We start from the raw sequence: 13595 nt of genomic DNA on the forward strand, positions 1-13595 counted from the left end.
ACGAGATCGCCCGCCCCTTGTCGGTGAGCTGTTACAGCCCCGGGGACGGGTCCTAGGCCAGAACGCTCATACGTTCTAGAGTTGCCTCAAACGGACCCAGAACCTCCCGCGCCGACCGCCGGGTTACTCCCGCAGCCCGTGCGCGCGCGGTCGAGGACCAGCCCGGTCGGCGGCTCCGGGGGGGAGCGGGCCGCCGACCGGGCCAGGTGGAACCGGTCACCGGTTCATCGTCCGTGGCCCGTGAGGTACGCCGACACGACCACGTTCGCGGTGTAGGTGCGGCTCACCCGGTCGAAGGTGCCGCCGCAGGTGACGAGCCGCAGTTCGGCCCGCCCCGACTCCCGTGGCCCGTAGGCCTGTCGGGCGTCGAAGTGGTCGCGCGGGAAGACCTGCACGTCGTCCACGGTGAACTCGGCGACCGTCCCGTCGTCGCGGACCACCCGGACCGTCTGCCCCGGCCGTACCGTGCTGAGTTTGTAGAAGACCGCGGGCCGGGTCTTGGTGTCGACGTGCCCCACGAACAGCGCGGTCCCGGCCGCCCCCGGCCGCACCCCGGCGGCGAACCAGCCGACCACGCCCGGCTGGTCGAAGGGCGGCGGATCGATCGCCCCCTGCCCGTCGAGCCCGCGGCGCACGACCGGCGCCTGCACCCCCATCGAGGGAATGTCGATGCGCTGCGGCGCCGCGCTCGTCAGCGGCTTCAGCGCGGGTGGCAGCCGTACCTCGGGCGGTCGTCCGACCGCCGCGATGTCCCCCGTCGTCGGCGCCGCTATCCCCTGCCGTACGTCGGTCAGGTCGCGGCCCCACAGCCACAGCCCGAGCAGCAGTACCGCCCAGGCGACACCGGTCACCAGCCGGCCGGCGCCGGAGGAACGCCCGTGTTCGGGCATGTCGTCGGACATGTCAGTCTCGGGTGTCGTGGCCCCGGCGCGCGCTGCGGACCGCGACCGCCACCGCGGCGGCGCTCGCGAGGACGAGGCCGATCACCGCCTGCTTGGTGCCGGGGCTCGACGAGCGGGCGTCCACGGAGGCGAAGTGCGCGGTGCCGCCGCCGCCCGCGTGCACGGGGGCGACGGGCGAGGCCAGGCCGGTCGGGAGGGCCAGGCCGGTCGGGACGGCGAGGGCGGACCTCAGGGAGCTCGGGCCGCCCGACGCGGTGACCGTGATCGTGCCGGTCACCCGGTTTTGGCGGCCGTCACAGCTGACCTTGACCTCGTAGGCACCGGGCGTGGCCGACGAGCGGACGCGGGTGTCGCCGACGAGCACCCCGCCCTGGCCGGTGAGCCGCGCGTCCGCGACGAACGCCGTCGAGACCGCGGTACCGGTCGTCCCCGTACAGCCCAGCGCCCGCAGCTGGACGTCGCTGCCGGGGGCCGGGGACACGGGAGAGACGGAGACGCCGCCGTCGGCCGCGTACGCGGCGGGAGTGAACGCCGCCGCGTACGCCGCACCGGCACAGAGAGTGAGTCGCACACAGAGAGCGAGTCGACATGAACCCATCGTGAACCTCCAGATACCTGGAGACTCCCCCGCCGGGCCGCCGGACGCATCCTCAGACGCCCCCGACTGCTCCAAACGGGTCTCGAAAGGTTTGGCGCGGGCCGGTGGCCCCCGGCCCGGGCGGCGTCAGATCCGCTCGACGAGGTCCGCGATCGAGTCCACGATCCTGGAGGGCCGGAAGGGGTACTGCTCGATCTCCTCGCGGGTGGTCAGCCCGGTGAGGACGAGATAGGTCACCATGCCCGCCTCGAGGCCGGCCAGGACGTCCGTGTCCATCCGGTCGCCGATCATCGCGCTGGTCTCGGAGTGCGCCCCGATGGCGTTGAGCCCCGTCCGCATCATCAGCGGGTTCGGCTTGCCGGCGAAGTAGGGCTGCTTGCCGGTCGCCTTGGTGATCAGCGCGGCCACCGCACCGGTCGCGGGCAGCGGGCCCTCGGCGGACGGGCCGGTCTCGTCGGGGTTGGTGGCGATGAACCGGGCGCCGCCCTTGATCAGCCGGACCGCCTTGGTCATGGCCTCGAAGGAGTACGTACGGGTCTCGCCGAGGACCACGTAGTCCGGCTCGTGGTCGGTCAGGACGTACCCGATGTCGTGCAGCGCCGTGGTCAGGCCCGCCTCGCCGATGACGTACGCGGTGCCGCCGGGCCGCTGGTCGTCCAGGAACTTGGCGGTGGCGAGCGCGGAGGTCCAGATGTTCTCGACCGGCACGTCCAGGCCCATGCGCCGCAGCCTGGCGTGCAGGTCACGAGCGGTGTAGATCGAGTTGTTGGTGAGCACCAGGAACGGCTTCCCGGACTCCCGCAGCCTCTTGACGAAGGCGTCCGCGCCGGGGATCGGCACACCCTCGTGGATGAGGACGCCGTCCATGTCGGTGAGCCACGACTCGATGGGCTTGCGCTCTGCCATGGTGCTGGTTCTCCTGCCGTCCTGGCGTACGTACGCACACGATCCGGGGGCGCCGGAACGACGCTGTGCCGACGCCCCCAGCCTAGTCAGGGTGGAGTGTCAGCTTCCCGTGGCCGTCTTCCAGTCCTCGACGTACGAGGTCAGGTTCTTGTCGATGTCGGCCCAGTCCGGCTCGAAGAGCGCGACGCCGTCCATGAGCTTGGTCAGGGCGATGGCGTTCGCGTCGGTGGCCTTGACGTCCTTGCGCGCGGAGAAACCGCCGCCGATCTCGCTGACCTGCTGCTGCGCCTTGGCGGAGAGCATGAAGTCGAGGAGCTTCCTGCCGTTCTCCGAGTGCGGGGCCTTGGTGACGAGTCCCGCGGCGTACGGGAGGGCGAAGGTGGTGGGCTTCCCGGCGGCGTCGGTGGCCTTGTCGTACAGGATCGACATGTCGGGCAACTCCCGGTGCAGCCGGGAGAGTTCGGCCAGCATCCCCGACCGCAGCTGCGCGTCGAGCGCGGACAGCGGCTCGTCGAGGAGAAGGACGCCGGGCCGGATGGCGAGCGCCCGCGCGATGGCGACCCGCTGTTGCTGCCCGCCGGACAGTTCCCGCGGATGGCGCCGGGCGTAGGCCGCCATCCCGGTCATCTCCAGCGCCTCGGCGACCCGTCCGCGGATCTCGCCCTTGGCGACCTTCTGCGCCCTGAGCCCGAAGGCGACGTTGTCCTCGACCCGCATGTGCGGGAACAGCGCGTACTGCTGCACCACCATGCCGACGCCGCGCCGGTGGGGCGGCAGCGCGGTCACGTCCCGGTCGCCGATGAACACCCGGCCGGAGGCGGGCCGCACGAACCCGGCGACGGCCCGCAGCGCGGTGGTCTTCCCGGACCCGGACGGCCCGAGCAGCGCCATCACCTCGCCGGGCTCGACGGTGAGGTCGAGGGAGTCGAGGACCGTGGTGCCGTCGTACGCGACGGACACCCGGTCGAATCGGATGCCGCTGCCGCCGCTCACCGCCCGGCTCCGGGACGCGGATCGGCTCCCGGGAGCGGGTTGTCTCCAGGGAGCGGGTTGTCTCCAGGGAACCGTTCGTCTCCGGGGAGCGGGTCGTCTCCAGCGAGCGGTCCGCCTCCGGTGGGTCCGTCGAGCAGGGCGGGAAGTTCGGCCACCGAGCCGAGCACATGGCCGGCCCCGGCCGCGCGCAGCACCTCGTCGCCGTGCGCCCCGGTGAGCACACCGGCCACCACGCCCGCCCCGGCGCGTACGCCGCTGAGCATGTCGTACGAGGTGTCGCCGACGACCGCGACCTGCTGGACGCCCTCCGCCGCCTTGGTGCGCAGGAAGGCCTCCAGGACCATGTCGGGGTACGGCCGCCCGCGGCCTCCGGCGTCGGCCGGGCACAGCGTGAGCGGCACCAGCCCCTGCCAGCCGAGGGCGTCGAGGATGGCGTCCTGGGTGACGCGGGCGAACCCGGTGGTCAGGACGACGGTACGGCCGCCCGCCCGGAGCTCCTCGATCGCCTCGCGCGCCCCGGCGATCGGCGCGAGGCGCCCGCCGTCGACGAGTTCCCCGTACGCCTTCTCGAAGGCGGCGTTGGCCCGCCGGGCGAGGGACTCCTCGCCGAACAGGTGCCGGAAGACGGAGATCTTGGACTCGCCCATGGTGGCCCTGACGTGGTCGAGCTTCCTGGTGTGGTCGGCGGACCCGGGCTCGACGCCCAGCTCCCCGGCGGCCACGGCGAAGGCCTGCTCCACCAGGCTGCCGTCGGCGACGGTGGTGCCCGCCATGTCGAGCACGACGAGTCGTATGTCCTCGGTCATTTCTTTCACCATCCCAGCTCGTTGGCGGTCGTTTCGGCGATGGCGGGCGAACAGGTCATGCCGCGCCCGCCGGGCCCGGTGACCAGCCACACCCCGTCCCGCACCCGCTGCCGGTGCACGACTCGGCTCGGGTCGGTGCACTGCGCGTACACCCCGGCCCAGCGGCGCCGGATCTTCGGCAGCGGGCGGCCGAGGAAGGACTCGACGACCTCGGTGAGGTGCTCGTAGGGGTCTTCGAGGGTGTCGAAGGCGAAGGGGTGCTCGTACTCGTGGGTGTCGCCGATGGTCAGCCCGCCGTCCGCGCGCTGCACCATGAGCAGCTGCATCCGGTGCGCGGCGGCGATCGGGGCCTGCGGCTGGTGTGCGTCCAGGTCGTCGAGGGCGGGGCTGCGGTACGCGGGGTAGTACCGGAAGCTGTCGGCGTCGGCGACGGAGGTGGTGAGCGGCTCGCCCAGCGGTTCGGTCTGCATCATCTGCAGCCGCACCCGCCGTACGGGCAGCTCGGGCCCGGCCAGCTCCCGTACGAGACCGCCCAGCCAGGCGCCCGTGCACAGCACGACGACGTCACCGGTGTGGACGTCCCCGTGGTCGTCGCGCACGGCGTGCTCTCCCACGACGTCACGGACCTCGCGCCCCGGCAGGAAGGTGTAGTTCGGGGACTTCGACAGCTCGGCGCGGAGAGCGAGTTGGGCCGTGCGCGGCTCGACGGCCGCGTCGCGCTCGCAGAACAGGGCCGCTTCGAAGGCACCCCGCAGGGCGGGGTTCACGGCGCGTGCCTCGTCCGCGGCGAGCAGCTTGTAGCCGCGGGCGGCGGCGTCCTCGCGGGCCAGGGCGGCCTCGGCGACGGCGAGTTCGCGCGGGTTGCGCACGGGGGTCAGCGATCCGCACGCCCGGAAGCCGACGCCCGGGACGCGTGCCCCGATCCCCTCCCACAGCTCCCGCGCCCGCAGGGCGGTCTCCAGCTCCTCTCCTCCGGCGCGACCACTCACCCAGATCTGCCCGAAGTTGCGCAGCGAGGCCCCGCGGGCCTCCGCCTCACGCTCGATCTGTACGACCTCGTGGCCGCGTTCCACTGCGTGCCAGGCGTGCAGGGTACCCACCACGCCGGCTCCGACGACTATCACTCTCACAACGGCCACGCTCCTCGGGAAGGGGGAATCGAAGGGGTCCGGACAGCAACCAGATGGTGAACCGCCCATCACGTTTGGGCTAGACCCGTTATCTTCTCGTGACACTACTTGACCGAAAGGACGAGCCCGAGCCCGCCCCGGCCCGCCGCGCGTCAGCTGCCGAGGTACGCGGAACGTCACCTGCCGGGGTACGCGGTGAACGTCACCTGCCCAGGTGCGCCGTGAACGAGAACCGGTCCCCCCGGTACAGCGTCCGCACCCGCTCCAGCGGCCGCCCCTTCGTGTCCCGCGAGACCCGGTGGATCAGCAGCATCGGCAGCGCGGGCGGCGTACCGATGAGCAGCGCCTCGCGCGGCGTCGCCAGCACCGTCTCGATCCGCTCGTCCGCGTCACCGAACGCGATGCCGAGCCGGTCGTGGAGGTAGGCGTAGAAGGAGGAGTCGGGGTCGAAGTCACGGTCGAGGTCGGGCACCCGGGCCACGGCGACGTACGTACTCTCCAGACCGACCCGCTCGTCGTCGGCGAGCAGCACGCGCTCCATGTGCCAGACGGGCTCACCGCGCGTCAGCCCCGCCTCGGTGGCCAGCGCCTGCGGGCACGGGAAGCGGTCGAGCGAGATGAGCGTACGACCGGGGGTGCGCCCCTGCCGCCGTACGCCTTCGGTGTAGCTCGCGAGGGAGAGCGGCTGCTCCAGTTTCGGCCCCGCGACGACCGTGCCGCGCCCCTGCCGCCGCAGCTTGCCTTCGAGCAGCAACTCCCGCAGTGCCTGCCGTACGGTCTCGCGGGCCACCTCGTACGTCTCGGCGAGATCGCGCTCGGTGGGCAGCAGCCCCCCTTCGCCCAACTCCTCGATCAGCACGGCGATGTGCGCCTTGACCGCGTAGTACTTCGGGATACGGCCGTGCTCCGGGATGCCGGAGCGGACGGGGGCGCCGGGCGATTGGTCGTTCGGGTAGTCCACGGGGGGATGGTCCCAGATGCGGTACGGGCGCTGCGCCGGTGGGAGGGTTCAGCGACGCCGGAACCGGGACCAGCGGGAGGCCACAAGGAGCACGCCTCCGGCGGCGAGCAGGACGACGCCCACCGCCAGGGCGGCCTCGCGCGGCCCGGTCATGGCCAGTTCGTCCGCGGACGAGGACCCGTCGTCCGCCGCCGAGGACCCGTCCCGTTCCTTTCCCGCGGCGTCACCGTCGCTGTCACCGCCGTCACGACCGCCGCCACCACCGTCTCCGGTACCGGTGGGGCTGCTGGTGCCGGTGCCCGTGCCGGTGACGCCGTCCGTGCTCCTGCCGGTGCTGTTGCCACTGCTGTTGCCGGCGGCGGTGGCGCTGGCGTCGGGAGCCGCGCTCGTACCGCCGCCGCCTCCGCCGTCACCTCCGCCATCGCCGCCCCCACCGTCGCCGCCGTCCCCAGTGCCCCCATTACCTCCGCCATCCCCAGTGCCCCCGTTGCCCCCGGCCTCCACAACGTCGCCGTCGCTCTTCCTGCTCTCGTCGTCGATCCGGAAGCGGTACGCGTTCGACTCCCCGACCCAGTCCCCGTCGTTGTTGTGGCGCTGCACCACGGCCGCGTTGGCGACGACGTCGTTCGGCACGGCGGCGTCGGAGGTCACGGAGAGCCTGACCTTCACGGTGAGCGTCCGGCCGGGTCCGACCGTGAACCCCGGGAACCCGTCGTCGAACGCCCCGACGTTCTCGTCCTGGTCGCTCTTCTCGAACTCGACGGGATGCGTGCGCTCCCCCTCGTAGAACTCCAGCCGCGCCTGTTCCGGCCGCAACACCCGCTTGCTGTCCACGAGCACGACGATCGGGTGGATGTTTCCGCAGGTGTGCGCGGTGGTGTTGGTCAGGTCGATGTACCAGGTCCGGAAGTCGCCGCCGACGTCGTAGGCGTCCGGCCCGTCGTGGATCCGGGTCTTGATCGGGAAGGCCCGGGTGTCGGGCGCGGCGCAGGTGGGGCGGGGGCTCGCGGTGGGCCCGAGAGGCGTGAGCGCGTGGGCGGCGGCCGGCGGTGCGAGCCCGAGCCCCAGGGCGGGGGCAACGGCGGTCAGGGCGAAGGGGCTGGTCTTGCGCAGTCGCATGAGGGGCCTTTGCCGATCAAGGGCGGCGGGAAGGGGTCGGGAAAGGGGTCGCAAGCGTCGGGCGGTGAGGGCAACGGCGTACAGGGCAACGGCCCCGTGACCGTCCCACACCGGCCTGCGCCCACCGCCCCGCCACGCCCGCGACACACCCCGCCCGGCCCCCGAAGTCCCCCCGAACGGCCGAGTCACCCGGCCGGGGAACCGCCCTGAACACCCGAGCCGCTCAGTCCTCCCCGCGCCCGAACAGCGGCGCCAGCAGCAACTGCGCCGCGCCTTCCGCGACCCCACGCGCCCCACCGGGCGCCACCCGCACCGGAATCGCCCCGTCGTCCACGCCCTCCAGCCGGGCCCGTTCCTCAAGAACGGCACCGACACCCCGTACGAAGGCCTCCTCATGCGCGGCGACGGTACGCCCGCCGAGCAGCACGAGGTCGATGTCCAACAGCCCCACCAGATTCGCGGCGCCCACCCCGAGCACCCGCGCCGCCTCACCCATGGCACCACGGTCCACCGCGGCGAGGCACAACGCCTCGATGCAGCCACGGTTGCCGCAGCCGCACGGGGGCCCGTCCAGCTGGATGACCTGATGCCCGAACTCCCCCGCCCCGGTACGCGCCCCCCGGTGCACGCCCCCACCGATCACGAGCCCCGCCCCGAGCCCCGTACCGAGGTGCAGATAGGCGAAGGATTCGAGGGGGCCGGGGGACACATCCCCCGTCTTCCCGACGCCGCTCTCCCTCCCCACCACCGCGATCCCCAACGCGGCCGCGTTCGTGTCCTTGTCCACCACCACGGGCACCCCGAGCCGCCCCGCCAGCGCGTCCCGCAACGGGAACCCGTCCCACTCGGGAAACCCGGTGACCCGATGCAGCACACCCCGGGCATGGTCGAGCGGCCCCGGCAGGGCGACGCCCACGCCCAGTACGGACACCCCCGCCCCCGCGAGCAGCGCCTCGACCTCCCCCGCCGCCGACTCGACGACCGCCTCCGCCCCGGCCCCCAGATCGAGCGGAACCCGCCGCTCGGCGACCACCGCGCCGGTGAGGTCGCACAGCACGACCGTCACCTCGTCGCGGTCGAGATGCAGCCCGATCGCATGCCCGGCCTCGGGCACGAGCCGCAGCACGGTCCGCGGCTTGCCGCCGGTCGACGCGCGGCGCCCCGCCTCCGCCACCAGCCCGTCCGCCCGCAGCCGAGCGGTGATCTTGCTGACGGCCTGCGGGGTCAGCCCGGTGCGCTCGGCGAGTTCGAGCCGGCTGATACCGCCCTCCCCGGCCGTGCGCAGCAGATCGAGCACGAGCGCGGCGTTGTGGCTGCGCAGGGCGAGCAGATTGACTCCCGACTCGGCGTTGGTCCTGTTCACGTACGCCATTGTCCCCCGCGCTTGCACTTTGGCAACAGCGTTGTGAAAGTGGACGTCATGACTGGTACGACTGGCACGACTGGCACCCCCCTCCGCGTGGCCCTCATCGGTTACGGCCTCGCGGGCTCCGTCTTCCACGCCCCGCTGATCGCCACGACCGAGGGCCTGGCCCTGGACACGATCGTCACCTCGAACCCGGAGCGGCAGGAGCAGGCACGCGCCGAGTTCGGCGACGGAGTCTCGTTCGCCGCCACGCCCGAAGAGCTCTGGGCGCGCGCCGACGAGCTGGACCTGATCGTCATCGCCTCCCCGAACAAGACCCACGTCCCGCTCGCGACCGCCGCCCTCAAGGCGGGCCTGCCGGTCGTCGTCGACAAGCCCCTCGCCGGTACGGCGGCGGAGGCCCGCGAGCTGGCCGCGCTGGCCGAAGAGCGCGGCCTGCTCCTCTCCGTCTTCCAGAACCGCCGCTGGGACAACGACTTCCTGACCCTCCGCAAGCTGCTCGACGAGGGCGAGCTGGGCGACGTATGGCGCTTCGAGTCCCGTTTCGAGCGGTGGCGTCCGCAGCCCAAGGGCGGCTGGCGCGAGTCCGGCGACCCGGCAGAGATCGGAGGTCTCCTCTACGACCTCGGCAGCCACGTCGTCGACCAGGCCCTCGTCCTCTTCGGCCCCGCGGCCTCGGTGTACGCCGAGACGGACGTCCGCCGCCCCGGCGCCCAGACCGACGACGACACCTTCATCGCGATCACGCACACGAACGGTGTCCGCTCCCACCTCTACGTCTCCGCGACGACCGCCCAACTCGGCCCGCGCTTCCGCGTCCTGGGCTCCGCGGCCGGTTACGTGAAGCACGGCCTGGACCCGCAGGAGGCGGACCTGCGCGAGGGCAAGCGTCCCGACGCGACCGCCGAGTGGGGTGTCGAGCCCGAGTCCCTGTGGGGCCGCGTCGGCTCCGGCGAGTCCCCGCTCACGGGTGGCGGCCGCCCCGAGCCCACGCTCCCGGGCGCGTACCCCGCGTACTACGCGGCCATCGCCGCCGCCCTCCGCGACGGCGCCCCGAACCCGGTCACCGCGCAGGAGGCCGCGGCCGCCCTCGACGTCCTGGAGGCGGCCCGCCGCTCCGCCACCGAGGGCACGGTGGTGTCCCTGTGAGCACCGAGGACACCGCGCGGCTGCTCGCGGAACAGATCACGGAACTGGAGTCCCAGGAGCGGCAGCTGGTGCTCCCCCACTTCACGTACGACGACGCGTGGACGCTGGGCACCCTGCTCGTGAGCATGGCCCGTGAGGCCGCCGCTCCGGTCGCCATCGACATCCGCCGCGGCGGCCAGCAGCTCTTCCACGCCGCCCTGCCCGGTTCGACCCCGGACAACGACGCCTGGATCGACCGCAAGCGCCGCGTCGTCGAGCGCTACGGCTGCTCCTCGCTCCTCGTCGGCACCCGCTTCCGCGCCAAGGGCACCACCTTCGAGGCGTCCTCCCGCCTCGACCCCGACACCTACGCGGCCCACGGCGGCGCGTTCCCCCTCACGGTCGAGGGCGCGGGCGTCATCGGCACGGTGGTGGTCTCGGGCCTCCCCCAACTGGAAGACCACGCCATGGTCATCAAGGCGCTCCACCAGTTCCTGGGAAGCTAAGCCCCACACCCGCGCCCCTGTCTCCTCAGGGGCGCGGGGAACTGCGCAGTCTTTCAGGGGCGCGGGGAACTGCGTCGCCTTGAAAGCGAGGGTGACCGCAAGTCCTTAGGGGCGCGGGGAACTGCGCAATCTTTCAGAGGACGCGCGGAACTGCGGAACCTTGGCAGCACAGGTGACCGCAGGCTTTCAGGGGCGCGGGGAACTGCGCAATCTTTTAGGGGCGCGGGGAACTGCGCGACCAGCCACGACGAACCGGCACCCGACAACACACCCCCGCCCACCCCGGCGGCGCACCTACGCGGGTTTGAACTCCTGCCGCTGCCTGCCCAACCCCCCGATCTCCAACTCCACCACATCCCCGGCCCTCAGATACGGCTTCGGCTCCGGCTGCCCCAACGCAACCCCCGCCGGCGTCCCCGTATTGATGACGTCCCCCGGATAGAGCGTCATGAACTGACTGACGTACCGGACCACTTCCGCCACCGAAAAGATCTGCTCGGCCGTGGTCCCGTCCTGCTTCAGCTCTCCGTTCACCCACAGCTTCAGCGAAAGATCCTGCGGGTCGGAAACCTCGTCCGCCGTCACCAGCCACGGCCCCAGCGGATTGAACGTCTCGCAGTTCTTCCCCTTGTCCCACGTCCCCCCGCGCTCGATCTGGAACTCCCGCTCGGAGACGTCGTGCGCCACCGCGTACCCGGCGACACGCGCGAGCGCCTCCTCGTGCGACTCCAGATAGCGGGCGGTACGCCCGATGACGACCGCGAGTTCGACCTCCCAGTCGGTCTTGACCGACCCGCGCGGCACGAGCACGGTGTCGTCCGGCCCGACCACCGTGTCCGCCGCCTTGAAGAAGATCACCGGCTCGGCAGGCGGCTCGGCCCCGGTCTCGCGGGCATGGTCGTGGTAGTTGAGCCCGATGCAGACGATCTTGCCGATCCGGGCGAGCGGCGGCCCGACGCGCAGCCCGTCCGCGTCCAGCACGGGCAGTTCCCCCGACTCGGCGGCCGCACGGACCCGCCCGAGCGCCGCGTCGTCGGCGAGCAGCGCCCCGTCGATGTCCGGCACGACTCCCGACAGATCCCGGAGGATCCCTTCGGCGTCGAGCAGCGCGGGCCGCTCCGATCCCGCCGTACCGACTCGCAGCAGCTTCATGATCACAGTCTCCCTCGATCGCGGGCAGCCACCGACGGGTGCAGCCATCGGAGGACTGGTCGATCCTCCAAGCTGCGCGTCCAGTCCGCAATACCCCGTTCACGGACTGGACCGCCGCCGCACCGCCGCCACACCCTCAGGGATACAGGACCGCACGCTCCACAGCACTCCAAGCCGTACTGGTCACCACGTACAGCGCGGCGGCCAGCGGCACCACGGCCACGGTGACGAGTGTGAAGAAGGACAGGAACGGCACAAACGCACTCACCGCACCGAGGCCGGGCACCTCCGCCCCGTCGGCCGCAGGCGCCGAGGCGGCCATCGTCCGCTTCGTACGCCGATAGTTGAAGACGGCGACCGCGCCGACCACCACGAACAGAGCGAGGTAGACAAGCCCGGCGGCACCGAACACCCCACCGCCCCCGAGCACGTCCAGCCACCGCCCGCCGAGCGGCGCGGCGAACAACTGGTGGCTCAGCAGCTCGTTGGCCTCACCGCCGACGGTGGAACTGGAAAACAGGTGATAGAGAAGAAAGAAGGCCGGCAGCTGAAGGAGCCCGGGCAGGATCCCGGACAGCGGCGACACCTTCTCCTTCTCGTGCAGTTCCAGCACCGCCTTCCGCATCCTCTCGGGATCCTTCCGATACTTCTTGCGCAGTTCGGCGATCCGCGGCTGCAACGCGGCACGCGCCCGCTGTCCCCGCGCCGCCGCCCGGGACAGGGGATGCACAAACAGTCGTACGAGCGCGGTGAACAGGACGATCGCGGCGGCGGCAGCGGAAGCGTGGAACAGCGGTTCGAGCAGATCGGCGAGCCGCTCGACCAGCCCGGCGAAAGCGGACATGGGTGCGGGCGTGAAAGCAGACATGAAGGTGGACATGGAGGCGGACATGGAGGTGGACATGGATGAGCCCTCCGGGGGTCTCGTCGTGCCGGAATGAGAAATGACGCGTCGGCATGACGACCCGCACGGGGTACGCAGACAGGGGTTGTACGACTGGCGAGTTCTGGCGAGTTCCTGCTGGGATCCCTACGCGGCGGCCGTCAGGAGGGCCCGCCCGGGCGCTCGGGGGCGCGGACGCCCCGAGGCGTCGGGATCACGTTGGGGCAGGAACGCCGTACGGCGCTCACGGTCACGGATCGCCGTACGAACCCGCGTACGCGGGACGGCGGACGCGCTGCGCGAGCCGATGAGGGCGCAGACGGCCAGCGCGGCCCCGGCCGCGGCGGTCACGGTGAACGCGACGGCGACGGCTGCCGGGAGGCTGCCGGCGTCCAGCACGGCGAGTTCGAGGAGCAGCACGAGCAGAAGGGCGACAGGGCGTACGTGCGCCGAACTCCGGACCACGGACCACCCTCCTCTCGCCCTCTCGTACGCGGGCTCACGTCCCCCGTACCTGCTTACGCGTGACCGGTGTCGATCTTATGCGTGACCGGTGTCGATCGGCTCCAGCAGCCGCCTCGGCTTGAGCAGCGCCCGGCTGACCGGATCCGCCGGGTCCGGATCGAGTCCGGGTCCCGGCACCATTTCGACGTCCGGGACGGGTACGACGGTTCCACACGTGGCACATTCGCCGTACGAGCCGAGCTCCGTACCGCAGGTCGCATGCCGGAAGTAACGCAGCGGCGCCTCGCCGCGGTGCTCGCGGCCCCACCGCCCGAGCGAGCGCAGGGTCGGCCACAGGGCGATGCCGCGGTCGGTGACGACGTACTCGTCGCGCGGCGGCGACTCCTGGTAGCGGCGCTTCTCGAGGATGCCCTCGGCGGTCAGCGCCTGGAGCCGGGACGCGAGAACCGCGCGCGGGATGCCGAGGTGGACGAGGAAGTCGTTGTAGCGCCGTACGCCGTAGAGCGCGTCGCGCACGACGAGGAGCGTCCAGCGCTCGCCGACGATCTCGAGCGCGCTGGCGATCGAGCACTCCTGCGTCACGTAGTCCTTGCCGAGAGCCATGGCCCCACTGTAGCCACTTTTCGACCAGTCGGTTCAATGAACGAACCCAAGATGCTACGGTCGACCCACGGGGATGG

At 72.0% G+C, this 13595-nt stretch carries 14 protein-coding genes and 1 pseudogene; 2 read left to right on the forward strand and 13 right to left on the reverse strand.

The window, feature by feature from the left end:
- Nucleotides 1–224: 224 nt before the first annotated feature.
- The 9 genes and pseudogenes from OG798_RS22330 to OG798_RS22370 form a co-directional block, all read right to left on the reverse strand.
- On the reverse strand, nt 225–890 hold the full coding sequence (locus OG798_RS22330; RefSeq protein WP_095858042.1) for a class F sortase: 666 nt from the start codon (nt 888–890) through the stop codon (nt 225–227).
- Nucleotides 891–903: 13 nt separating this feature from the next.
- A complete protein-coding gene (locus tag OG798_RS22335; protein WP_097225756.1) occupies nt 904–1500 on the reverse strand; it encodes a hypothetical protein in 597 nt (198 codons plus the stop codon).
- Between the two features lie 126 nt (nt 1501–1626).
- A complete protein-coding gene (locus OG798_RS22340) occupies nt 1627–2406 on the reverse strand; it encodes an HAD-IIA family hydrolase (protein WP_054235562.1) in 780 nt (259 codons plus the stop codon).
- A gap of 99 nt (nt 2407–2505) precedes the next feature.
- A complete protein-coding gene (locus OG798_RS22345; protein WP_328757585.1) occupies nt 2506–3399 on the reverse strand; it encodes an ATP-binding cassette domain-containing protein in 894 nt (297 codons plus the stop codon).
- Nucleotides 3400–3524: 125 nt separating this feature from the next.
- Nucleotides 3525–4205: pseudogene (locus OG798_RS22350) on the reverse strand (HAD family hydrolase); the annotation flags it as partial.
- A 5-nt stretch (nt 4206–4210) separates the two neighbouring features.
- Complete coding sequence (locus OG798_RS22355; protein ID WP_095854453.1) at nt 4211–5335, reverse strand: TIGR03364 family FAD-dependent oxidoreductase; 1125 nt, start codon at nt 5333–5335, stop codon at nt 4211–4213.
- A gap of 202 nt (nt 5336–5537) precedes the next feature.
- Nucleotides 5538–6296, reverse strand: coding sequence for a GntR family transcriptional regulator (locus OG798_RS22360; protein ID WP_095854452.1), 759 nt, complete (start codon nt 6294–6296; stop codon nt 5538–5540).
- A 48-nt stretch (nt 6297–6344) separates the two neighbouring features.
- Nucleotides 6345–7415 (reverse strand): hypothetical protein, encoded by a 1071-nt coding sequence (locus OG798_RS22365; protein WP_328757586.1) that lies wholly within the window; start codon nt 7413–7415, stop codon nt 6345–6347.
- Nucleotides 7416–7638: 223 nt separating this feature from the next.
- A complete protein-coding gene (locus OG798_RS22370; RefSeq protein WP_097225750.1) occupies nt 7639–8787 on the reverse strand; it encodes an ROK family transcriptional regulator in 1149 nt (382 codons plus the stop codon).
- 48 nt (nt 8788–8835) lie between these two features.
- On the opposite strand from OG798_RS22370, the gene OG798_RS22375 reads away from it, so the two are divergent.
- Entirely contained in the window at nt 8836–9930 is a 1095-nt protein-coding gene (locus OG798_RS22375) for a Gfo/Idh/MocA family oxidoreductase (protein WP_097225749.1), read from the forward strand.
- A complete protein-coding gene (locus OG798_RS22380; protein WP_328757587.1) occupies nt 9927–10415 on the forward strand; it encodes a heme-degrading domain-containing protein in 489 nt (162 codons plus the stop codon). The genes OG798_RS22375 and OG798_RS22380 overlap by 4 nt, the downstream gene beginning before the upstream one ends.
- Nucleotides 10416–10709: 294 nt before the next feature.
- Here OG798_RS22380 and OG798_RS22385 read toward each other — a convergent pair whose 3' ends face one another.
- The 4 genes from OG798_RS22385 to OG798_RS22400 all read right to left on the reverse strand — a co-directional run bounded on the left by OG798_RS22385 (nt 10710) and on the right by OG798_RS22400 (nt 13518).
- A complete protein-coding gene (locus OG798_RS22385; RefSeq protein WP_060898963.1) occupies nt 10710–11567 on the reverse strand; it encodes a fumarylacetoacetate hydrolase family protein in 858 nt (285 codons plus the stop codon).
- Nucleotides 11568–11703: 136 nt separating this feature from the next.
- A complete protein-coding gene (gene yidC / locus OG798_RS22390; protein WP_121416017.1) occupies nt 11704–12411 on the reverse strand; it encodes a membrane protein insertase YidC in 708 nt (235 codons plus the stop codon).
- Nucleotides 12412–12597: 186 nt separating this feature from the next.
- On the reverse strand, nt 12598–12915 hold the full coding sequence (locus tag OG798_RS22395) for a DUF6412 domain-containing protein (RefSeq protein WP_121416016.1): 318 nt from the start codon (nt 12913–12915) through the stop codon (nt 12598–12600).
- 75 nt (nt 12916–12990) lie between these two features.
- The gene (locus tag OG798_RS22400; RefSeq protein WP_328757588.1) at nt 12991–13518 is read right to left on the reverse strand and encodes a winged helix-turn-helix transcriptional regulator; all 528 of its coding nucleotides are present in this window, start codon (nt 13516–13518) and stop codon (nt 12991–12993) included.
- Between the last annotated feature and the right edge of the window lie 77 nt (nt 13519–13595).

It is taken from the genome of Streptomyces sp. NBC_00271 (assembly GCF_036178845.1).
Lineage (GTDB): Bacteria > Actinomycetota > Actinomycetes > Streptomycetales > Streptomycetaceae > Streptomyces.